This is a genomic window from Acidovorax sp. GW821-FHT10A04 (assembly GCF_059415825.1).
The window spans coordinates 26092-46620 of sequence record NZ_JBWKNZ010000003.1; the positions used below are offsets into that span (position 1 = coordinate 26092).

16 protein-coding genes are annotated in these 20529 nt (G+C 70.0%); 6 read left to right on the forward strand and 10 right to left on the reverse strand.

The genetic code is table 11. The features are described 5' to 3' along the window. Positions 1 to 78 precede the first annotated feature (78 nt). Complete coding sequence (locus AC07PF_RS07830) at positions 79 to 984, forward strand: LysR family transcriptional regulator (protein WP_494611421.1); 906 nt, start codon at positions 79 to 81, stop codon at positions 982 to 984. Here AC07PF_RS07830 and AC07PF_RS07835 read toward each other — a convergent pair. Together AC07PF_RS07835 and AC07PF_RS07840 are read right to left on the reverse strand one after the other, a co-directional pair. Beyond that, positions 981 to 2369: a sigma-54-dependent transcriptional regulator gene (locus AC07PF_RS07835; protein ID WP_494611422.1), complete on the reverse strand. Its 1389-nt coding sequence runs from the start codon at positions 2367 to 2369 to the stop codon at positions 981 to 983. The genes AC07PF_RS07830 and AC07PF_RS07835 overlap by 4 nt on opposite strands. After that, the gene (locus tag AC07PF_RS07840; protein WP_494611423.1) at positions 2353 to 4161 is read right to left on the reverse strand and encodes a sensor histidine kinase; all 1809 of its coding nucleotides are present in this window, start codon (positions 4159 to 4161) and stop codon (positions 2353 to 2355) included. Before AC07PF_RS07840 ends, AC07PF_RS07835 begins: the two co-directional genes overlap by 17 nt. Positions 4162 to 4346: 185 nt before the next feature. Between AC07PF_RS07840 and AC07PF_RS07845 the strand changes: the two genes are divergently transcribed. Both AC07PF_RS07845 and AC07PF_RS07850 read left to right on the forward strand, forming a co-directional pair. Then, positions 4347 to 4988 (forward strand): DUF4166 domain-containing protein, encoded by a 642-nt coding sequence (locus tag AC07PF_RS07845; RefSeq protein WP_494611424.1) that lies wholly within the window; start codon positions 4347 to 4349, stop codon positions 4986 to 4988. 23 nt (positions 4989 to 5011) lie between these two features. Next, positions 5012 to 6478 carry a TIGR01777 family oxidoreductase gene (locus tag AC07PF_RS07850; protein ID WP_494611425.1) on the forward strand — a complete coding sequence of 489 codons (1467 nt, stop codon included), beginning with the start codon at positions 5012 to 5014 and terminating at the stop codon, positions 6476 to 6478. Between the two features lie 22 nt (positions 6479 to 6500). Here the strand turns inward: AC07PF_RS07850 and AC07PF_RS07855 are convergent, their stop codons facing one another. Next, positions 6501 to 7139 (reverse strand): cysteine hydrolase family protein, encoded by a 639-nt coding sequence (locus AC07PF_RS07855; RefSeq protein ID WP_494611426.1) that lies wholly within the window; start codon positions 7137 to 7139, stop codon positions 6501 to 6503. 98 nt (positions 7140 to 7237) lie between these two features. Here AC07PF_RS07855 and AC07PF_RS07860 point away from each other — a divergent pair, with 98 nt between their 5' ends. Then, the gene (locus AC07PF_RS07860; RefSeq protein WP_494611427.1) at positions 7238 to 8215 is read left to right on the forward strand and encodes a GlxA family transcriptional regulator; all 978 of its coding nucleotides are present in this window, start codon (positions 7238 to 7240) and stop codon (positions 8213 to 8215) included. Between the two features lie 51 nt (positions 8216 to 8266). Here the strand turns inward: AC07PF_RS07860 and AC07PF_RS07865 are convergent, their stop codons facing one another. From AC07PF_RS07865 to AC07PF_RS07885, 5 genes are all read right to left on the reverse strand, one after another. After that, positions 8267 to 9586 (reverse strand): lipase family protein, encoded by a 1320-nt coding sequence (locus AC07PF_RS07865; protein ID WP_494611428.1) that lies wholly within the window; start codon positions 9584 to 9586, stop codon positions 8267 to 8269. A gap of 130 nt (positions 9587 to 9716) precedes the next feature. Continuing rightward, on the reverse strand, positions 9717 to 10850 hold the full coding sequence (locus tag AC07PF_RS07870; RefSeq protein ID WP_494611429.1) for an AraC family transcriptional regulator: 1134 nt from the start codon (positions 10848 to 10850) through the stop codon (positions 9717 to 9719). Positions 10851 to 10926: 76 nt separating this feature from the next. Then, positions 10927 to 11874, reverse strand: coding sequence for a Bug family tripartite tricarboxylate transporter substrate binding protein (locus tag AC07PF_RS07875; RefSeq protein WP_494611430.1), 948 nt, complete (start codon positions 11872 to 11874; stop codon positions 10927 to 10929). Positions 11875 to 12042: 168 nt separating this feature from the next. After that, a complete protein-coding gene (locus AC07PF_RS07880) occupies positions 12043 to 13020 on the reverse strand; it encodes a TerC family protein (protein ID WP_494611431.1) in 978 nt (325 codons plus the stop codon). A 19-nt stretch (positions 13021 to 13039) separates the two neighbouring features. After that, positions 13040 to 13546 carry a universal stress protein gene (locus AC07PF_RS07885; RefSeq protein ID WP_494611432.1) on the reverse strand — a complete coding sequence of 169 codons (507 nt, stop codon included), beginning with the start codon at positions 13544 to 13546 and terminating at the stop codon, positions 13040 to 13042. 143 nt (positions 13547 to 13689) lie between these two features. Here AC07PF_RS07885 and AC07PF_RS07890 point away from each other — a divergent pair, with 143 nt between their 5' ends. Both AC07PF_RS07890 and AC07PF_RS07895 read left to right on the forward strand, forming a co-directional pair. Continuing rightward, entirely contained in the window at positions 13690 to 14574 is an 885-nt protein-coding gene (locus AC07PF_RS07890) for a LysR family transcriptional regulator (protein ID WP_494611433.1), read from the forward strand. 132 nt (positions 14575 to 14706) lie between these two features. Next, complete coding sequence (locus AC07PF_RS07895; RefSeq protein WP_494611434.1) at positions 14707 to 15636, forward strand: hypothetical protein; 930 nt, start codon at positions 14707 to 14709, stop codon at positions 15634 to 15636. A 35-nt stretch (positions 15637 to 15671) separates the two neighbouring features. On the opposite strand, the gene AC07PF_RS07900 is transcribed toward AC07PF_RS07895, so the two are convergent. Further along, positions 15672 to 19070 carry a WG repeat-containing protein gene (locus AC07PF_RS07900; protein ID WP_494611435.1) on the reverse strand — a complete coding sequence of 1133 codons (3399 nt, stop codon included), beginning with the start codon at positions 19068 to 19070 and terminating at the stop codon, positions 15672 to 15674. A gap of 624 nt (positions 19071 to 19694) precedes the next feature. Beyond that, a complete protein-coding gene (locus AC07PF_RS07905) occupies positions 19695 to 20522 on the reverse strand; it encodes a TniQ family protein (RefSeq protein WP_494611436.1) in 828 nt (275 codons plus the stop codon). Positions 20523 to 20529: the final 7 nt, after the last annotated feature.

Below are 20529 nucleotides of genomic sequence, written 5' to 3' on the forward strand. Positions count from 1 at the left end.
AGCTGCCACTGTCTGGCATTCCACCGGCCATGAACAGACGGCAAAATGGCATGCTCCTCATTCGATTTCGGAATACCCATGGACACCCTGCGCGCGCTCGCGGCCTTCGTTCACAGCGTGGAGCTGGGCAGCCTGTCGGGCGCGGCGCGCGCCCTGCACACCACCCAGCCCACGGTGAGCAAGCTGGTCGCGGGCCTGGAGCAGTCGCTGGGCGTGCGCCTGCTGCGCCGGGCCCCGGCGGGGCTGAGCCTGACCGAAGAAGGCCAGCGCTTTCACGAGCACGCGCGGCGCATGCTCGAAGCCCATGACGAGGCCGTGGCCGATGTGCACCAGCGCACCGCACAACCCCGCGGCCTGCTGCGCGTGAGCGCGCCGGTGGCGCTGGGCCAGTGCCGGCTCAACGCCATGGCCGGCGAGTTCCTGGCCACCTACCCCGAGATCGCGCTGGAGCTGGTGCTGGACGACCGCTTCATCCACCCGCTGGAGGAGCGCATCGACGTCTCGCTGCGCCTGGGCGGCCCCCTGCCCCAGGACCTGGTCGCCCGCCACCTGGGCACTTGGCCGCGCGTGCTGGTGGCCGCGCCGGCCTATCTGGCCGCACGCGGCAAACCGCGCCAGCCGCAGGACCTGCTGGCGCACGATTACCTGCGCTACGCGGCCGGCGACGATGGGGTGGTGCTGCAGGGCCCGGCCGGCCCCGTGAACGTGCCGGTGCACAGCCGCTACCGCGTGAACCATGCCGTGGCCATGCTCGAAAGCGTGCTGGCCGGTGCCGGCATCTCGCTGCAGCCCACCTGGATGGTGGCCGAGCTGCTGGCCGATGGCCGGCTGGTGCGCGTGCTGCCCCGGTACACAGGCCCGGCGCAGCAGGCGCACCTGCTCTACGCCGCGCGCCCCTACCAGCCCCAGCGTGTGCGCGTGCTGGTGGACTTTTTGAGCGAGCGCGTGGGCCGGTTGCCGGGCAAGGCCAAGGCAGCGCCCTAGCGAAGTCCCAACCGCGCCAGCTTCTTGATCAGCCCCACGCGCGAAATGCCCAGGCGCCGCGCGGCTTCGGACTGGTTGCCACCGGCCGACTGCATGGCGTCGCGCACCAGCCGGCGCTCCAGCTCGGCCAGCGCCGCGTCGAGCGGCCCCAAGCCTTCCAGCGGGGCTGCGGATTCGGCGGCGCCGTGGTGGCCCTCGTCCGCCTCGCCTGCGGCCAGGCGCAGCAGCGGTGCGTCGACCTCGGGCTGGTCCTGGAGCAGCAGCGCGCCCGCGGCCTCGATCAGCGCCTTGAGCTCGCGCACATTGCCCGGCCATTCGCGCGCGGCCAGCCAGGCCAGGGCATCGCCCGACAAGCCGGCGCGCGGCGCCACGCGGTGCAAAAAGCGCGTGGCCAGCAGCGGCACGTCGGCCGGCCGCTCGCTGAGCGCCGGGGTGCGCAGCACCACGCCCTTGAGGCGGTAGTACAGGTCTTCGCGAAAGCTGCCATCGCGCACCATGGCCTCCAGGTCGCGGTGCGTGGCGGCTACCACGCGCACCTCGGCCTTCTTCTGGCTGCGCCCCCCCACAGGCACGAAGGTGCCCTCCTGCAGAAAGCGCAGCAGCTTGACCTGCATGGGCGGCGGCATTTCGCCCACCTCGTCGAGGAACAGGGTGCCGCCATGGGCCACCTCGACCAGGCCCGGCTGGTCACGGTAGGCGCCGGTGAAGCTGCCCTTGAGGTGGCCGAAGAGCTCGCTCTCCAGCAGCTCGGCCGACAGCGCACCGCAGTGGATGGCGACAAAGCCGCTGGCCGACTGCGGGCTGCAGGCGTGCAGGGCGCGCGCCACCAGCTCCTTGCCGCTGCCGGTGGGGCCCAGCACCAGCACGCTGACCCGCGTGGGCCCCACGCGCCGCACCATGGCGCGCAGCTGCACGGTGGCCTGGGCCTGGCCGATGAGGCCCATGTCGTCGCCGGCCTGCACCGCGCGCAGGGCGCGCAGCTCGGCATCGAGCTTGGCCTTGCGCAGCGCCCGCCCGATGACGAAGCGCAGCATGTCCGGGTCGATGGGCTTGGTGAGGAAGTCCCAGGCACCGAGCTCGGCGGCGCGCAGGGCCAGCTCGTGGTCGCCGTGGCCGGACCAGACGATCACCGGCACCCGCGCGAAGCGGGGCACCAGCGCCAGCCCGGCTTCGGGGTCCATCGATGGCGGCATGGCCAGGTCCAGCAGCACCAGGTCGGGCGCCGGCTGCGTGGCGAAGGCGGCCAGGGCCTGCTCGGCGTCGCCCGCCACCAGCACCTCGTGGCCCAGCCCGCGCAAGAAGTTGGCGCCCAGGCGCTGGAAGGCCGGCTCGTCGTCGACCAGCAGGATGCGACCGCGGTCTGCAGCGTCAGGAGGGGTGTGCATGGTTCAGGGGGAAGCTCAGGGTGAAACAGGTGGTCCAGGGCGGCCGCTGCGTGAGCGCCACCGTGCCCCCGTGGGCCGACAGGGTGCGCGCCACGATGGCCAGGCCCAGGCCCGTGCCGCCGGGGCTGCGCGATGCGAAGGGTTCGAACAGCCGGTGGCGGATCTCCTCGGGCACGCCCTGGCCGTCGTCGCAGACATGCAGCAGCACGGCATCGGCGCGCTGCTCGGCGTCGATGTGCACGGCCACCGGGGCCTCGGCGCCGGATGCGGCGCGTGCGTTCTCGAGCAGGTTGGTCAGCGCCTGGTCCACGCGCCGCGGGTCGCCATCGATCATGAGCGGCTCCTGCAGGGCAGCGCCCAGCGTGCAGTGCGGCAGCCTGGCGGCGGCGGCGCGCACCTGGGCCGCCAGGTCGTAGCGCTGGGGCACCAGCTTCCAGGGCTTGGCATAGTCGAGCAGGTCATTGCTCAGGTGGGCGATGCGCCCCACCTGGCTGGCCACCTCGCGGCGCACCTCGGGTGAGGCCGTGGCCACCGCCATGGCAATGATGTTGAGCGGGTTGCGGATGTCGTGCGCCACCGTGGCGGCCAGCGAGCCCAGCTCGGCCAGGCGCGCCTGCAGCTGGCGCTCGCGCTCGCGCGCCGCGATCTGCTCGCCCTGGGCCACGCGCTCGGCGGCATCGGCGACCACCGTGCCGAACAGCTCGGCCACGCGCCGCGGCCCGGGGGGCGCAGCCTCCCAGCCGTGCAGGGTGATGGCCCAGCCGGAGCCCGCGCGCGTGCCCAGCAGGCAGGGCATGTCGCCGGGCGGCGGGGCAGCGCCATTGCCCAGCAGCACCCGCACCTGGGTGCCCGTGCGGCGGCTGAGCAGGGTGCCGGCCTCGCTCTCCAGTGCCGGCATGCTGTCGGCCGACTGCAGCGCCTGGCGCCAGGACTGCAGGTCGGCCGCCGAGACCGCGCCGCCCGGGTAGACCAGGCGCTCGGCGAACTGGCGCACGGGGCCGTTCAGCGCAATGCAGCTGGCCGCCACCACCAGGCCGCCGGCCCAGCGCGATTCGATGGGCAGCAGCGGAATCAGCGCCACCATGGCCGCGCCCGCGGCCAGCAGCAGGGCCCAGGCGAGCGCACGGCGCGCCCAGGCGTTGGACACGAAGACGCCGTAGCGCAGGATGCCGTAGACCAGGATCACGGGATAGAACGGCAGCCCCAGCAGCGGGTAAGGGTAGACCGGCAGGTCCAGGATCACGATGCCGTAGCCGGCCAGGCACAAGAGGCCCCACAGGCAGGACGCGGTCACCGCCGCGATCTGGTTGAAGGCCGGCCGCCGGGCGCGCGCGAGCGCCGTGAGCAGCACCGCGACCCCGCCGGTGCCCAGGAGAATCCAGGCCAGGCTGGCTGTCCAGCCCACCGTGTTGGCTATGGCGATGTAGCCCACGTGGGGCTTGTGGACCAGCTCGGCCGGCAGCAGCACCTGCGCCACCAGCGTTGCCGAGCCACCCAGCACATAGGCTGCCGCCACGCCCCAGCGCGGCAGCGGCACACGGCAGAACACCACGCAGAAGTGGAAGAAGAAGGCCGAGGTGAGGGGCGCAAAGGCCAGCAGCGCGAAGGTCAGCGGCTGGTGTGCCGGCCCGATCCAGTTGGGCAGCTCGTTGCCCGTGATCCAGATGGCGATGCCGGTCAGGAAGGCGGCCAGCAGCCGGGCGCCGGCCACCCGGTCGGCCCACCACAGCAGCATGCCGGCCAGGGCCAGGGTTTCGATGATCGAGAAGCCAAGGACGGCGCGGATGAGCATGGGCGGGGATGGAGGCCGAGGGGGAGGACCTGTCGCCAGCGTTGACAACAGGGCCTGCGCGTACTGTAAACGAAGTATGCAGGTCACTGGCGAAAAGCCAAATGAATCAACGACTTGCGGTAGCGCGGCGGGCTGGCCCGGTTTTCGCAGAAGAAGGAGCAGACAGCCCCCACAGGAAACCCGCCATGCCCTCCACCGCCCTGCCCTCCTTCGCCCCCGCAGCCGACGCCGTGCGGCACCTCGACCTGGCCGACTACGTGGGTGCCGCGGGCTGGGCCCGCCTGCCGGCCGCCGTGCGGCGGCGCTTCGGTGCCGGCCACCCCGACGTGGACTACACCGGCCGCATGGACATGCGCTGCTCCGGCATCGGCCGTGTGTACGCCGGCCTGTCGCGCGCCTTCGGGAGCCCACTTACCGGCCTGCAGGCCTGGGGCCTGGCGGCCACCGTGCGGGTGCGCAGCAACGGCCAGGGCGGCGTGGTGTGGGAACGGGTGTTCGGAGAAGCAGCTGGCGCGGCCACCGTGCGCTCGACCAAGGAGCCCGGCACGGGCGGCCAACTGACCGAGCGCACCGATGGCGGCCTGGCCATGGCCCTCGACGTGTTCGAGGAGGACGGCAGCCTCGTCTTCCAGAGCCGCCGCTTCTTCCTGGCGCTGGGCCGGCTGCGCATCCCGGTACCGCAATGGCTGTCGCCCGGCCAGTGCCGCGTGACCCATACCGACCTGGGTGGCGGCGACTTCCGCTTCACGCTGTCCATGGCGCACCCGCTGTGGGGCGAGACCTTTTACCAGTCGGGTGTCTTCACCGACCCCCTGCAAATTGAATGAATGAATAAGTGAGTGAGTCCACCATGAATACCGTCTTTCTGCTCCTGTCCTTCCAGTCCGTGCTCGGTGCCTTCGACAACCTCTGGCACCACGAGTGGGAGGCGCGCCTGCCGCAGCGCGTATCGGCGCGCCGCGAACTCGCTCTGCATGCCGCGCGCGAGGCCCTGTACGGGCTGGTCTTCCTGGGCCTGGCCTGGTTCGAATGGCGCGGCGCCATGGCCGGCGTGCTGGCGCTGATTCTGGCGGCCGAGGTGCTGATCACCCTGGCCGACTTTCTGGAAGAGGACCGCACGCGCCGGCTGCCGCCCTTCGAGCGCCTGCTGCACACCGTGCTCACCATCAGCTATGGGGGCTTTGTGGCGCTGATGGTGCCGGTGCTGCAAGATTGGGCTTCGATGAACACCGCACTGCACTTCCATCCCCACGGCTGGGTCTCCTGGCTGTTCACGCTGTACGGCGTGGGCGTGCTGGCGTGGAGCGTGCGCAATGTGCGCGCCGTGCGCCGACTCGGGCGCGCGGCCGCGCAGCAGGCATCGACGCCCGCCCCTGGGGCGCACACGCCGCCACCTGGGCCATCTGGGCCGGCGGTGCTGGTCACCGGCGCCACCGGCTTCGTGGGCAGCGCCCTGGTGCGGCAGTTGCAAGCCGAGGGCCGGCGCGTCATCGCCCTGTCGCGCGATGCGCGTCAGGCGCAGGGCATGTTCGGCCCCGGCGTGTGGGTGGTGGAGCAGCTGGACCAGATCCCTAGCGAAACCCACATCGGCGCCGTGGTGCACCTGGCAGGCGCCCGGGTGCTGGGCCGGCCCTGGACGGCCGCGCGCCGGCGGGAGCTGGTCCAAAGCCGCACGCAGGTGGCCATGGCCCTGGTGCAACTGATGCGCCGGCTGCAGCAGGTGCCGCAGGTGCTGGTCAGCGCATCGGCCGTGGGCTACTACGGTGCGGCCAACAACTTCGATGGCGCGGCCCTGGCCGAGGACGGCCCGCCCCGGCCAGGCGAGTTCCAGTCCGACCTGTGTGTGGCCATAGAACACGAGGCCCGGCGCGCCGAGGCCCTGGGCGTGCGTGTGGTGCGGCTGCGCCTGGGCGTGGTGCTGGGCCAGGGCGATGGCGCCTACCCCATGCTCGCATGGAGCGCCCGCTTGGGGCTGGGCGCGGTGCTCGGCTCGGGCCGGCAGCCGGCGCCCTGGATCCACTTGGCCGATGCGCTGGGGATGATCCGCTTTGGCCTGGCACACCCGGCGCTGGAGGGCGCGGTCAACGCCGTGGCACCGGACACCCCGTCGCAGGCGGGCTTCAGCCGCGCGCTGGCGCAGTCCTTCGGCCGCCGGGTCTGGCTGCGCATGCCGGGGGCGCCGCTGCGCTGGTTGCTGGGCGAGATGGCCACCCTGCTGCTCGACGGGCAGAACCTGGAGCCCCGGGCCGCGCAGCAGGCCGGCTACCGCTTCGAGCACCCGACCCTGGCCGGGGCGCTGCGCGACCTGGCCGGTTGATGGTGGCGGTGGCCAGGCGAACTCAGGCGCGGGCTGCGCGTGCGCGGCCGCGCTGGTTGGACACCACCACGTTGTCCTTGGCCAGGGGCTGGCCATCGCGCACCGCTGCCAGCCAGCCCTCGGTGCTGGCCACCGCGGCGAAGTTGCTCTGGAACACCACGCTGAACACGCGGTGGATTTCCTCGGCGCTGGCATAGCCCGCCGCGTTCTCGTAGGGCAGTGCGCCCGTGGCATCGGCCAGGAACTCCACCGCCAGCCCGCGGTGCATGGCCTCTAAGACCGTGGAGGCATCGCAGTTGTGCGTCATGTAGCCGATGACGCTGAGCGTGTCGATGCCGTTCTCGGCAATCCACTGCGCCAGGTCGGTGCCCGTGAACGCGCTGGGCGTGGCCTTGGTGATCAGGTGGTCGCGGTGGCGGCGTGCCACCTCGGGGTGCAGCTGGCCGTTGTGGGCATCGGCCTGGAACACCGGCGCGCCCTTGGGCGCATGGTGCTGCACCACCACCACCTTCACGCCGGCGGCGTGCGCGCCATCCATGGCCTGCAGGATCCGGGGCAGGCTTTGCTGCACGGGCGGGTATTCGATGGGCAGCAGGCCGCCGTCGAAGTATTCGTTCTGGACATCGATGACGATCAGGGCGCGGCGAGGTGCGGTGGACATGGTCGGTGTTTCCATTGGGGTTGCGATGGAGTGAATCTTAGGCATCACCGCTCTTGGCCGATAGCGGCCCGAATGCCAATCATCGATAGAATCGGGCCATGCTGACCCTACCGCCCCCCGCCCGGCCCGAGACCGTCGCCGTGGTCGCCTTCGACGGCATCAGCCCCTTCCACCTGTCGGTGCCGTGCCTGGTCTTCGGAGAGGACCGCGACGAGGACCGCAGCCACCGCTTCGCGCTCTCGGTCTGCGCCGTAGTGCCCGGCGGGCTGCGCACCAATGCGGGCTTTGCGATCCATGTCGCGCACGGCCTCGAGATACTGCGCAAGGCGCAGATCATCGTCGTGCCCTCGTGGTTCGACGACACGCGCGCGGCACCACCGGAACTGCTGGACGCGCTGCGCCGCGCGCACCACCGCGGCGCCACCATCGTCGGCCTGTGCCTGGGGGCCTTCGTGCTGGCCGAGGCGGGCCTGCTGGACGGCCGCACGGCCACCACCCACTGGTACCTGGCCGAGCGCTTTTCCGAGCGCTATCCCCAGGTGCTGCTGCAGCCCGAGGTGCTGTACGTGGACCATGGCGACGTGCTCACCTCGGCCGGCACGGCCGCCGGCATCGACTGCTGCCTGCACCTGCTGCGCGTGCGCCACGGGGCCGATGCGGCCAACCGCGCGGCGCGCCGCATGGTGGTGGCCCCGCACCGCCAGGGCGGCCAGGCGCAGTACATCGAGACCCCCGTGCGCGCCGCGCCCGAGCGCGACCGCCTGGGCCCTGTGGTCGCCTGGATGCTGCACAACCTGCAGCAGCCGCACGACCTCGATGCCCTGGCCGGCAAGGCGCTGATGAGCCGCCGCAGCTTTACGCGCAACTTCCGCGAGGCCATGGGCACCACCGTGGGCCAGTGGCTGCTGCACCAGCGCCTGGCCCTGGCCCAGCGCCTGCTGGAGACCACCGAGGAATCCATCGACGCGGTGGCCGACAAGGCCGGCTTCGGCACCCCGGCCTCGATGCGCCAGCATTTCGCGGCGGCGCTCAAGGTCTCGCCGCTGGCCTACCGCAGGCAGTTCCGCACGACCTGACACCACCAGGTCACCGGACCCGGGGCGGGATGGCCTTGGGGGGCGGTCTGTTTACTTCACCGTATCGAACAGCGCACGCGCCTGCGCGAAGCAGAACGGCGGCGCGTAGCTGCCGTGGTAGCCGCCGTAGTACTTGGCGAAGGCCGGGTTGGCCGGGTCGGTGGGCGCCGCGCCGTTGGTGCCGAAGGTGGCCTGCACCTGGGCGTCCACGTCCACCGCCGTCACGTGGGTGGCGCCGCGTGCGTCGAGCAGGGCCTTGAAGGCCTTCTGGTTGAGCGCGTAGGGGATGGTCGGGTCGCCCGAGCCCTGGCACAGCAGGGTGCGGGCGCGCGGTGTCCAGTCCATCAGGTCGTTGCGTTTGGCCGCTAGGTAGACCGGGTTCTGGTTGTTGGATACATAGTCGGCCAGGAAGGCCGGCTGCAGGATGGCGGCGCGCGCCTGCTCGGGCGATTCGCCGTTGGCACCGGGCAGCGCACCGCTGGCGACCATGGTGGCGACGTTCAGCGTGCGCGAGGGGATGAGGTTCTCGATGGTGTCCGCATACGGCTTGCGAAAGACCGTGTTCACATCCGTGTAGATGTTGCCGTAGGTCTTTTGCCAGGCCGTGATGGCCAGGGGCACGAAGACCTGCACCCCGGCGATGGGCTGGCGGGCCGAGTCCGACACGTTGAACGGTGCCCCCATGAGCGCGGCGCCGACGATGTTGAGCTCGGCCGCGTTGTCGCGCTCGCCGTTGCGCTGCGCGGCCGAGGCCGCATGCCCGCCCTGCGAGTAGCCGGCCAGCATGACCTTGCCCGACAGGTTGGCGCCCACGCCCGCCGCCGCATTGCGCGCCGCGCGGATCGAGTCGATCACCGACGCGGCCTCCGAATCGGCATGCAGGTAGGGGTGGTAGGGGAAGGTCGATTTGGCGTAGCCCAGGTAGTCCGTCAGCACCACGGCATAGCCCTGCGCGGCCAGGAAGCCCATGGCCATGCCGGTCTCGGCATCGGTGGCGCTGGCCATGGTGCGCCCCTGGGCCACGTCGGTGCCGCGCGCGTAGGCCACCAGCGGCGCCGGCCCGCTGCAGGCGGCGCCCGTGGGCACCAGCATGGCACCCGATACATTGGCGTCGGCGTTCTTCGGGTCCACCGTGCGGTAGTTCAGCGCGACGATCTTCACGTCGCAGCGCGCCTTGCCGGTCAGCGCCTGCAGGCCGCCGGCCGCCATGGCCGCGTCGATCTGCGCGGCCGAGAGCGTGGCCACGCTGGCGGGTGCCTCCAGCAGCGCGCCGCGCTGCGGCCCGTCGTCACCACCGCCACAGCCCGACATCAGCCCGGCCGATGCGGCCGCCATCGCGCACCACAGTGCATTGCGTTTCATCGCCATCATCTCGTTGTCTCCTTCTTGGTTATGAGTGCATCGCAAGATGCCCACCCCAGTATCGAAGGGCCCGGCGCGCGCCGGAATGACGCCATCGGCCAATGGGTGTCCGCTGCGGACACCCTGCCGGATCGATCGGTCAGCCCTGCAGGAAGCCCGCCGCCCGGCGGTACTCGCTGGGGGACTTGCCGGTCCAGCGCTTGAAGGCGTGGCGAAAGCTCACCGCGTCGCTGAAGCCGATGGCCGCGGCGATGTCGTCGGCGCCCAGGCGCGTGGTGCTCAGGTAGTCGATCGCCAGGGCCTTGCGCACGCTGGCCATCAGGTCGGTGAACGAGGTGCCCTCCGCCTCCAGCTTGCGCCGCAGGGTGCGCGAGGTCATGCTCAGCGCCTCGGCGACGACCTCGATGTCCGGGAACTGGCCCGGCGTGCGCGTGAGCTCCTGGTACACGCGCCGGGTAATGCCCGCATGCCAGCGGAAATCCTCCAGCAGCCGCAGGCACTGGCTGGAGACATGGGCCGCCGTGATGGGGTTGGCCAGCTGCGGCGCGCGGTCCAGCCAGGCGGCCGGGTAGCTCAGCGTGTTCTGCGCCCGGCCGAAGGCCAGCGGACACTCCAGCAGCTGCGCCAGCAGTGCCGCGTGGGGTGGCTCTGGGCAGGTGAAGCTGGCGCCCTGGGGCACGCACCAGGGGCCCATGGTGTCCTTGAACAGGGTGACGTGCACGGCGAACTGCAGGTCGATGAGCAGGCGGTACAGCGCTTCGTCCACGTCGCGCACGAGCAGGGTGTCGTGCGAGGGCAGCAGCCAGGTGGCCAGGCCCTGCTGCTCGACCCACTTGATCTGCAGCATGCCATTGGCCAGCTGATGGAACCGGACGCCGGTGTCGAACATCTGCCGCATGGACTCGGAGCACAGCAGCGCATAGCCGTACATGCCGTAGCAGGAGGCGTGCAGCCGGGCACCCACGCGCACGCCGGCCTCGTAGCCGCAGGGCAGCCGCACGGCATTGCGCGCGGCATGCAGGAACTGGGACGGCGAAGTCAGCGTGAAGGGGTCGCGGATGGCCGCCGCGTCGAGCCCCGTGCCGGCCAGCACGGCATCCACGGGCCAGCCCAGCTCCTGGGCCACCTCGACCAGCACCGAGAGCTTGGAGGGGGCGAAGCGCTTTTCGCCCGCCGCGGCCGAGGACGCCTGGCTCCAGGGGAGTTGGACCGCCGCCATGGCAGCCCGGGCCGGGTCCGCGCGCAGCGTGCCCTCTGCAATGTCGGAGTACATGCCGCGATGGTGCCCTGTGGGCGCCTCTGCGGCTACCCGGAAAGTCCCTTAGCGACGCCCGGCCCCCCCGGGGGCCCTACTCGGGCTGCAGGTCGATCGACTTGCCCACCCGCTGGTAGCGCACGGTTTCCGACGCGTAGAAGGCGGCCGCCCTGGCCAGGCTCGTGGGTTCGGCGGGTATGACGCCCGTGGCCTCCAGGTTCTTGCGGAACTGCGGCTGGCGCAGCGCCGTGTTCACGGCCGCATGCACCTTGGCGACCACGGCCTCGGGCACGTTGCGGTGGGCCATGACGGCGCCCCACAGGTCGAAGTTGAAGTCCTTGACGAGTTTGCTCTCGTTGAGGGTCGCCACGTTCGGGAAGGCCGGGTGGCGCGTGGTGCCGGTGTAGCCGATGGCCTTGAACTTGCCCGTCTGCAGCAGCCCGGGCACCGGCCCACCCATCGCGAGGAAACCCATGTCGATCTGGCCGCCCGCCAGGTCGGTGATCATCTGCTGCGCGCCCCGGTAGGGCACGTGCACCATCTTCACGCCCGTGTCCTGGGCAAAGCGCTCGGCCACCAGGTGGTAGGCCGAGCCGCGGCCCACGCTGCCGTAATTGAGTTCGTTGGCGGCGCGCGACCTGGCCAGCGCCACGAACTCGGCCACGTTGTTCACCGGCAGCTCGGAGCGCACCACCATCATCAGGTAGGTGGACAGCACGGGCGCCACCATGCGAAAGGCGTCGGGCTGGTACCTGGCACCGGCCACGGCCATGGGCGTCTGGATCAGCTCAATGGGCGTGCCGAACATCAGCGTGTAGCCGTCGGGCGGCGCGTTGAGCACGCGCTGCGCGCCCAGCGCACCGCCCACGCCCGCCGTGTTCTCCACGATGACTGGCTGGCCCAGCTCCTTTTGCAGCGCCGGTGCCGTGGCCCGGGCCAGTGCGTCGGCCTGCCCGCCGGCTGGAAACGGCACCAGCAGGGTGATGGGCCGCGTTGGGTAGGTTTGCTGCGCCTGCGCGGTGCAGCACAGGGCGGTCGACACAACAACAAGAAGAAGGGGAAGCCAGTTTCTGATGAGGCGCACGGTAGGTTCTCGCGGGGGGACAGTGGATGGGAGGGCTGCCACTATCGCCCGCAGGGCGGGCCGTGAGAATGATCGCGCTGGCCAGTTCCAGGCTCGGATCGGACAAGTGCATCCCGATCCCGGCGCTCACCCCGCGCGCGTGGACGGCTTGGTGCCGGGGAGCTTCAGACTCAGCACCATGGACACCAAAATAATGGCGCCCACGATCGCCAGCGACCAATGCGTGGGCAGGTGGAACCAGGGCGCGGCCAGCATCTTGGTGCCGATGCAGACCAGCACCAGCGCCAGGCCGTACTTGAGCAGGCGAAAACGCTCGGCCATGTCGGCCAGCAGGAAGTACAGGGCCCTGAGGCCCATCACGGCGAAGATGTTGGAGGTGAACACGATGAACGGGTCGGTGGTCACCGCAAAGATGGCGGGGATGCTGTCCACCGCGAAGACCAGGTCGCTGGCCTCGATCATCAGCAGCACCAGCAGCATCGGTGTCGCATGGCGCACGCCGCCGATGCGCACGAAGAAGGCCTGGCCGTGGAAGCCCGGCGTGATGCGCAGGTGGCCGCGCAGCCAGCGCAGCAGGGGGTTGTGGTCCAGGTCGGGCTTGCGCTCGGCCAACACCAGCATCTTGATCCCGGTGACCACGAGGAACAGGCCGAAGACGTAGAGCACCCAGGCGAACTCCGACACCAGCCACACGCCGCCCAGCACCATCGCGGCGCGCATGGTGATCGCGCCCAGCACGCCGTACAGCAGCACGCGGCGCTGCAGCTGCGGCGGCACCGCGAAGTAGCCGAAGACCATCACGAACACGAACATGTTGTCCACCGACAGGGCCTGCTCGATGAGGTAGCCGGTGAAGAACTCCAGCGCCTTCCGGTTGGCGACCTCGCGCCCGGCCACGCCGTCCAGGTACCACCACAGCAGCGCCCCGAAGCCGCAGGCCAGGACCACCCAGGCCAACGCCCAGCCCGCGGCCTCGCGCGCAGCAACGCGGTGCGCCTTGTTGCCGCCCAGCACGAACAGGTCCAGCGCCAGCATGGCCAGCACGAAGGCGATGAAGCCGGCCCACATCGGGCCGGTGGCCAGGGTGTCGATGCTGCCGGTCATCGCCAGGCCCTGCGCCCGCTCAGCTGGCGGCCATCCACAGCACCAGGATGCCCGCGCCCACGCCCGCGGGGATGCCGAAGCGCTCCAGCTTCGATGCGCGCTCGCCGGCGATCACCTCCACGGGCACGCTCGTGCGCTCGATCACCTGGTTGGTGACCGAGTTCTCGACCATGCGCACCAGCGAGCTCTTGCGCGCCGTGCTCATGACGATGCAATCGCAGCCGAGCCGGCGCGCGGCCGCCACAATGCAGTCGGCCTTGTCGCCGACCTCCATGTGCACGGTGTAGGGGATGCCGGCGCCGTCCAGCGCCTGGCGCACCGGCGCCAGAGCGCGCTCGGCCTGCTCCTGGTGGAACTCCGTGCGGTCGCTCTTGCTGCTGAAATCGCAGACATGCTGGGAGAACGGCGGCTGCACGTTGAGGACATGGATCGCCAGATCCCGGTTCTTCGCAAACTCGCCCATCACATGGCGCAGGCCATGCAGCGAATTGGCGGAACCATCCGATGGAACAAGGACTCTCAACATGGCTGTCTCCTTCCGACGGGTCGGTGTGGTGGCCCGCCCCACGGCCACCCTGTGGTCTGCGTGCCTGGCACCACGATAGCCAGGTGGCAGCTTTGTGAAAGCAGCGAATTGGGAAGCGACAGTTCTGAAAAACCGGACAGTGCATGGGCCCCGACTTCAGCTACCGGCACCTCTACTACTTCTGGGTCGTCGCCAAGGAGGGCGGTGTCGCGCGCGCTGCCGAGCGCCTGGGCATGGCGGTGCAGACCGTGAGCACGCAGGTGCGCGAGCTCGAGCGCGCGCTCGGCTACGCCCTGCTCAAGCCCTCGGGGCGCGGGGTGGTGCTCACCGACGCGGGGCTGGCCGCCATGCGCCAGGCCGAGCAGATCTTCCAGCTGGGCGAGCAGCTGCCGGCCGCCGTGCGCGATGCGGCCGGCGCCCCCACGGTGCGCCTGGTGGTGGGCATCTCCGACCAGTTGCCCAAGCTGGCGGTGCGCAGCCTGATGCAGCCGGTGATGCAGGCACCACACCTCAAGCTGCTGTGCCTGGTGGACGAATTCGAGGACCTGCTCGGCGACCTGGCGCTGCACCGGCTCGACGTGGTGCTGGCCGACCGCCCCGCACCGCCCAACCCCAGCCTCAAGGTCTACAGCCACCCGCTCACCTCGTCGGCCCTGGCCTGGTACGCGCCACCTGCGCTGTACGCAGCGGCCCGGCGCGGTTTTCCGCAGTCCCTGGCCAAAGTGCCGGTGCTGTTGCCCACCACCCATGCCGCCGTGCGCACCCGGCTCGACCAGTGGTTCGAACGCATGGCGATCCGGCCGAACCTCGCCGGTGAGTTCGAGGACAGTGCCCTGCTCAAGACCTTCGGCGCGGCGGGCATGGGCGTGTTCCCGATGGCGGGCCTGGTGCACGACGAGCTGACGGCCCACTACGGGGTCAAGCGGGTGGGTGCCTGCGCGGGCGTGGAGGAGTACTTCTTTGCCATCGCCGCGCACAAGAAAGTGCTGCACCCGCTGGTGGAGCGGCTGCTGCCGAACAGCCGCTAGCGGACGCCCTACCCAGGGGCGGTTTGCGCATTGCCGTGGCGCGAAATCCATCGGCTTCATGGCTATCACCTATTTGCGGGATAGCACACCATGATCGCGCGCAACAAAATGATTCAAGGAGGACTGTTTCCGATGTTGTCGAAGCCGATTCTGGTAGCGGCCGGGCTGTATGCCATGGCCATTCTCGCGAGCTTGAGCACCCTGGGGGGCGTGGGCACATCCGGCGGCTATGCCGCAGGGCTGCTGCTCATCCCCATGCTCGTCTTGTTGCTGCCACCGATCCGCCAACGGATCCTGGCGCGCACCCCTCTCTTCCCCTCCCCCGGCTGGAGCGTGGGCATCGTGCTGGTGCTGATGTTCCTGCAGGTGAGCAGCTTCGGCAGCGCCACCGAGGAAAAGCGCAAGCAGGACGAGGCCACGAAGCAGCAGGAGGCCACTGCGCGCACTGCAGCGGTGAAGAAAGAGCGCGAGGCCGAGTACGCCGCCAACAAGACGAAGATCATCGCCGAGGTGGAACGCCAGCTCGCAGCGGGCCAGGCGCGAGAAGCCCACGCCACCATCACCAAGTTCATGGGGGTGACGCGCGACCCCGACCTGGGGCGCCTGCAGTCGCGCGCCGAGGTGCAGATGATGAAGCTGGAGCTGGAGAATGCGAACACCCTCTCCAACGACCGGCTGGTGCATATCTACCGCACGCTGATCAAGGAAGAGCCCGGCAGCCGCCTGCTCTACCAGGGCAAGCTCGAGACGATAGAGACGCAGCAGGCAGCGGAAAAGAAGTTCCAGGAAGAGGTGGCGCGCTCCGCCGCCGTGAAGGCCAAGTACGAGTCCCAGTTCAGCCCATGGAACGGCGCGCACCGCAACGTGGAGACGGCGGTCAAGTCCGCCATGCGCAACCCCAAGAGCTACGAGCATGTCGAAACCCGCTACCGGGTGACGGATGGCGGAATGACCGTGTTCACGAAATACCGTGGCACCAACGCCTTCAATGCCATCGTCACCAACACCGCGGTCGCCACGGTCGATGCCGAGGGCAACGTCCTCAGCCTGAAGAACCAGTAACGCCAGGGCCGCCCGCCGCCGGGCCGCCCCGGCGCTCACCGGTCCTTCGGCAGCTTGCGGACCGCGGCCGGCACCCGCTCGCGCAGGGCCTCGGGCACCTCCTCGATGGCGCGGGCGCTGTGGCGCACCGCGTAGGCGCAGACGGTGAGCGTGCGCAGGGCCTGGGGCACCGCGCCCAGGTTCCAGCCCGCGTTGCGCACATGCGCGATGCAGGCCGCCTCGGTGAGCATGCTGACAGGGATCTGCCCGAACTGCTTGGCCTTGCGCTCCAGTGCGATGGCATAGCGCTCGGGCGTCAGGAGGCGGCGCGGCACGAAGCGCACGGTGCGCTCATCGGCCTGCAGCGCGGCATCCACCATGGCGTGGGTGATGCGCTCGCGCGGAATCTCGCCCAGCATGTCGGGCTGTGCGCGCAGCAGTTCCACCAGGGCCGCATCGTCGACCGCCAGCGCCCTGGCGGTGTGCTCCTGCGCCAGGGCCTTCAGCCAGCGCGTGTCCTCGGCGCGGTTCCACATCGCGATGTAGGGCGACTCGCGCGCGAGCACGTTCGCGGCCTCTTGCGCGGCCTCGTCGCGGCGGCCCAGCGCGCGCCAGGCGCTGGCCTGCACGTAGTGCATGTCCACCGACCTTCCCGCCCCGCGCTGCGCATCGGCAATGGCGCCCAGCCAGTCCCCTGCCCAGAGCTTGGCCCAGGCGCGGTTGGCATGCCACTCGCTGCGCTCGTCTGGCGTGCCGGGTTTCTTCTTCCTGCGCGCGGTTTTCGCCAGCTCCTCGTCGATGAGCTGCGTGGTCACCTCCACCCGCAAGGCCGCGGGCACTTCCATGAACTGGTTCCAGGACTCCTTGAGCGCCGCAACACAGACCTCCACGCTGCGCAGGGCCTCGGGAATCAGGGCCAGCGACTGGCCGTTGTTGCGCACCGCCATCAGGCACAGTTGAGGGGTCAGCAGGTGGGCCGGGATGGCACTGATCCGGTCACCGCTGTAGCGCACGGCGGCCTCGGCCAGGGCGGGCGTGATCTTGGCGGGGTCGAGGTCGCGGATGTTGTCCAGGCTGGTGCTGAGGGCAGCCTCTTCCACCGCATCGGTGCGCAGCCAGTGCGCCACGCTGCGCAGGGGCGCATGCGCGCGCACGGCCGCAAGCGCCATCGCCGGCGTGAGCAGGCCAGCCCACACACCGTACAGGCTGTTGTGGTTCCACTGCCGGGGCACGCGGCTGTGCTCCTGGTCGCGCCCGTCCCAGTCGGGCTGGCCCGCGTACAGCGCGCGCGCCAGGGCCAGGCCTTCGGCCGTCATGCAGCGGGGCGGGATCTGCGTGGCCTTGTCCACCCCCTGGCGCACCAGGGCCGCCAGGCGCTCGGGCGTCTGGAACCGGGCGGGCACGTCTTCCAACGCCGCGGTCCAGTCGGCAACGGCCGCGTCCACCATGGCGTCGTCCAGCCACTGGGCCGGCACCCGGCCGATGGAGCGGCCACTGCTGGCCACGGTCTGCAACCATTCCTCGCGCGTCTGCGGCTCGCGGGACGCATCGGCCTGGCCGTCAACGCCCGCGCCAGGCATGCCCCCACCGCCCTCCCCGGCCGGCAAGGCCTGCTGGCGTGCGCGCTGCGCTGTCTGCAGCGCGTCCACGCTCGGCGCCGCCATCAGCCACAGCTCCCACCAGGCGTCGCCGTCGCCCGTGCCATCCACCTTGTACAGCGACAGCCATTGCTCGCGCGACTCGCGCAGCACACCGCTGTCTCCCGGCAGGGCACGGTCCATCGGCACGGCCCAGGCGGGCGGCAGGTGGCCGGCGGGGAACCACCAGGGGACCTTGTGCTCGGGGTCCCGCACGGGCGGGCCGTGGTCCCCGGTCAGAGCCTGCAGCACCGCCGCGTGGGCCTGGTCCACGGCACCGGCCAGCAGCGGGCCCAGGAACTCGTAGTGCCCGCTGTGTTCTTCGCCCAGGTAGGTGCGCGCCAGCCGCCGCGTGCGCACGGCATGGCGCACCGGGGCGGCGTCCTCGTCCGCTTCTTCCTCCTCGTCATAGGCGGGCCCGCCCTCCAGCGCCGCGCCCGCCGCCAGGCCGTGCAGGCCGGCCTCGGCATCGGCCAGCAGGCCACGGGCCAGGGCCACAGCATCCTGGTGCGCGGCGGGCTGGGGGTGGAAGAACGGCTGCAGCGGCCCGACGGGCCCCTCCTGCGCAGCGCTGCGCCACAGCGGGCGGCCATCGGCGGCCTGCAGCACCACCTGCGCCCCCTCGGCCACGGCACGCCAGACCACGGCGCCCGCCCCGTCGATCCAGGCCACCTGGCCATCGCGCGTGATAAACGGCACCAGCGGCGTGCCGCGCTCCTCGGCGGGTATCCAGCCCTCGGCGTCGGTCAGCGGCTCCCGCAGCGCAGCATCCACCGGCAGCACCCGGCCATCGGTGTGCAACAGGCCCCAGGCCGCGGGGACTGCCTCGCCGCCATCGCCACTGCTGCGGGTGCGCACCACCGCAAAGCCGCAGGCGGGCCGGAAATGGGTGCCCCAGGCCAGGGCCGGGGTGGCCAGCGGCGTGCCGTCGGCGCACAGGAAGCGGCTGCCCTCGGCATTGCCGGCCACCCGGCCGCAGGCCATGTACCGTGCCAGGTGGGCGTCGCCCTGCACGACGACCCGGCCCTGGGCATCCAGGTAGGCGCAATCGTCCCTACCCCCATCGTCGGGCCCTTCGCAGTACGCCAGGCCGTCGCCGTTGAAGGCGTCGATGAGCGCATAGTTGGGTGTGAGCACCCACTCGCCATGCGCGTCGATCAGGCCCCAGAGGTCACCATCGACCGAGGCGGGGGTCACTTCCAGCTCGTCGAAGGGCTCGGCCGCCTGGAAGCGCGGCGCGATGACCCAGCGGCCCTTCCGGTCCACAAAGCCGTGCAGACGCTCACCGTTCTGCGGGTCCCACGGGGTCGCGCAGGCCAGGCCGTTGGCGCCGAACTCGCTAAGGTGGTGGAAACGCGCCTCCGAGGTGAAGCGCCCTTCGCGGTCGAGGATGCGCCATTCGTCCTCGCCCACCCGCGCCGCCGACAGGCCGTGCCGGAACGGCCGCACGTCCAGAAAGCGCGGCGCCATCGCCACCGCCCCCGCCAGGTCCACAAAGCCCCACAGCCCGCCCTGCTGGAAACGCGCCAGGCCATCGACGGAATAGCCGCGCGCCTTCTCCAAGGTGGGCGGCACCCGCCAGCGGCCCTCGGCATCGATGAGGCCCCAGCGCCCATCATCCGCCTGAGCGGCGGATATCCAACCGCCCTGCCCATCGGCATGAAAGCCCAGCAGCGTCTGCAGCCCCTCGGCCGGGCGCGTGGCCCTGTCGGCATGCACGATCACCAGGGCCTGGCGGTTGCGCTCGGGCGACAGGGGGATGCGGGCGATCCAGGGGGCGGCGGCGGGAGGGGTATCTGCGGCGGGTGTGGAATCCATGGACTTGTCCGGTTCTGAGGCCGCCGATGGTAGCGATACCCGCCTCCGGTCCCGCATCCGTCGCCGATCACGACACGGACCTGGGCCGGGCTCCTACAGCCGGGCCCAGGCAACCTCCCTAGACTGGGGACAAGCGATTTTCGGCCGGCCTGGCTGGACAAAGCCCGGTGGAAGGAACCCTGGTGTCGATTCCTCTTGAGTCTTGTACTCCCGTCTCAATCAAATCAACAGGTTACAGGGACGCCCAAGGGCAACGTTTGTACTGCTTATTCACTCAGTGTTGTATTTTTCCGAGCCTTATTCATTAAGTGTTGTACTTGTCGAAAGGCAAATTCATGGGGCTGAGCACTCGTGCCGCCCGCACTTCTGCCTGAGACCGGCCCAGCTGGCCAACCGGTCCCCTACGCCCTCGGAGTAGATCGCCTGGAAATGCGAACCTCACCCGGGCGTCTGCCGCTTGGCGTAGCAGGGCGCAGGACAACGAGTCGCTCTTCCTGAACTGCGGCCTCGAGTGCCTGGACGGTTCGTCTGAGGCCTTCCCGCTTCAATTGGCTACGGACCGAGGAATCGGATTCGAGCTTTGAATTTTTGGTTGCCATGGAAACTCCCCAGTGAAGAGCAAACTCAATTCTGAGAGTGTGCTGTGGTTTGCAGCGGATGGCTACTTGCGGACTCAAGCATCGTCAGCAAGCTCTGCTCGTGACGACGCATCATCTCGTCGTGTGTAAGCCGAAACTGTGAGGCGTGCGGCAAGAACCCTTGCCGTTCGATCGTCTTTAAGCGCCTCAATCCATGGGGCTTTGCTTCCCCCTGGACCTGCACTTTTCCAAGGACCAGCGCGGCCAGCGCCGCGCGACCGTTGTTGAGCAGCGCCTGCTCCCACGGCGTAGTCAACTCTTGGGCCAAAGTGTCCACCGACACCTGCCAGTTCGTGGTGAGAAGCTCTGCGCAATGCATGCACCGATCTAGGGTTGCTACCCCCAGACCATCTGGGCCCGCATCGCACATATCTAGCGGCAGACTGGCTCGCTTGCCGCAGTGCGGACAACACTCCAAGAGCAGACACGAATGTTCTGGGCACCATCGCCAACACTTGAAGCGCCACTCAAGGCGAAAGTACTTGATCCTGTCCGTCGCAAGGCAAGCAGCGCAGAACCGGTGGTAAGCGACTGAGTTGTGCCTCAAAAGAAACCGCTCGCCATAAGGATCTACTTTCTTCAGTCGCTCCATTAGCAGATCCACATGCCTGAAAGTTCCTACAGCACTGGTGTGGGCATTTGCAAGCGACTGAAACGACACTTTGGCGAACGCCATTTCGCAGTCCACGCCGATCCCCACTCCCAGGTATCGAGCCAGCTCTCTTGGTGCGACCACTTGGCGAAACGCCACCCGCATCAACCACGACGAGGGACTCTCCATTTCCTGATGATCAGGGACATCCAGTAGCTTCATGGGTTGT

Bases quoted from the DNA above. Each gene is read 5' to 3' on its own strand.
- AC07PF_RS07845 (WP_494611424.1), top strand. From the start codon at position 4,347: ATGCCCTCCACCGCCCTGCCCTCCTTCGCCCCCGCAGCCGACGCCGTG.
- AC07PF_RS07890 (WP_494611433.1), top strand. From the start codon at position 13,690: ATGGGCCCCGACTTCAGCTACCGGCACCTCTACTACTTCTGGGTCGTC.
- AC07PF_RS07870 (WP_494611429.1), bottom strand. From the start codon at position 10,850: ATGTACTCCGACATTGCAGAGGGCACGCTGCGCGCGGACCCGGCCCGG.
- AC07PF_RS07855 (WP_494611426.1), bottom strand. From the start codon at position 7,139: ATGTCCACCGCACCTCGCCGCGCCCTGATCGTCATCGATGTCCAGAAC.
- AC07PF_RS07835 (WP_494611422.1), bottom strand. From the start codon at position 2,369: ATGCACACCCCTCCTGACGCTGCAGACCGCGGTCGCATCCTGCTGGTC.
- AC07PF_RS07850 (WP_494611425.1), top strand. From the start codon at position 5,012: ATGAATACCGTCTTTCTGCTCCTGTCCTTCCAGTCCGTGCTCGGTGCC.
- AC07PF_RS07905 (WP_494611436.1), bottom strand. From the start codon at position 20,522: ATGAAGCTACTGGATGTCCCTGATCATCAGGAAATGGAGAGTCCCTCG.
- AC07PF_RS07860 (WP_494611427.1), top strand. From the start codon at position 7,238: ATGCTGACCCTACCGCCCCCCGCCCGGCCCGAGACCGTCGCCGTGGTC.
- AC07PF_RS07830 (WP_494611421.1), top strand. From the start codon at position 79: ATGGACACCCTGCGCGCGCTCGCGGCCTTCGTTCACAGCGTGGAGCTG.
- AC07PF_RS07900 (WP_494611435.1), bottom strand. From the start codon at position 19,070: ATGGATTCCACACCCGCCGCAGATACCCCTCCCGCCGCCGCCCCCTGG.
- AC07PF_RS07885 (WP_494611432.1), bottom strand. From the start codon at position 13,546: ATGTTGAGAGTCCTTGTTCCATCGGATGGTTCCGCCAATTCGCTGCAT.
- AC07PF_RS07880 (WP_494611431.1), bottom strand. From the start codon at position 13,020: ATGACCGGCAGCATCGACACCCTGGCCACCGGCCCGATGTGGGCCGGC.
- AC07PF_RS07895 (WP_494611434.1), top strand. From the start codon at position 14,707: ATGTTGTCGAAGCCGATTCTGGTAGCGGCCGGGCTGTATGCCATGGCC.
- AC07PF_RS07840 (WP_494611423.1), bottom strand. From the start codon at position 4,161: ATGCTCATCCGCGCCGTCCTTGGCTTCTCGATCATCGAAACCCTGGCC.
- AC07PF_RS07865 (WP_494611428.1), bottom strand. From the start codon at position 9,586: ATGATGGCGATGAAACGCAATGCACTGTGGTGCGCGATGGCGGCCGCA.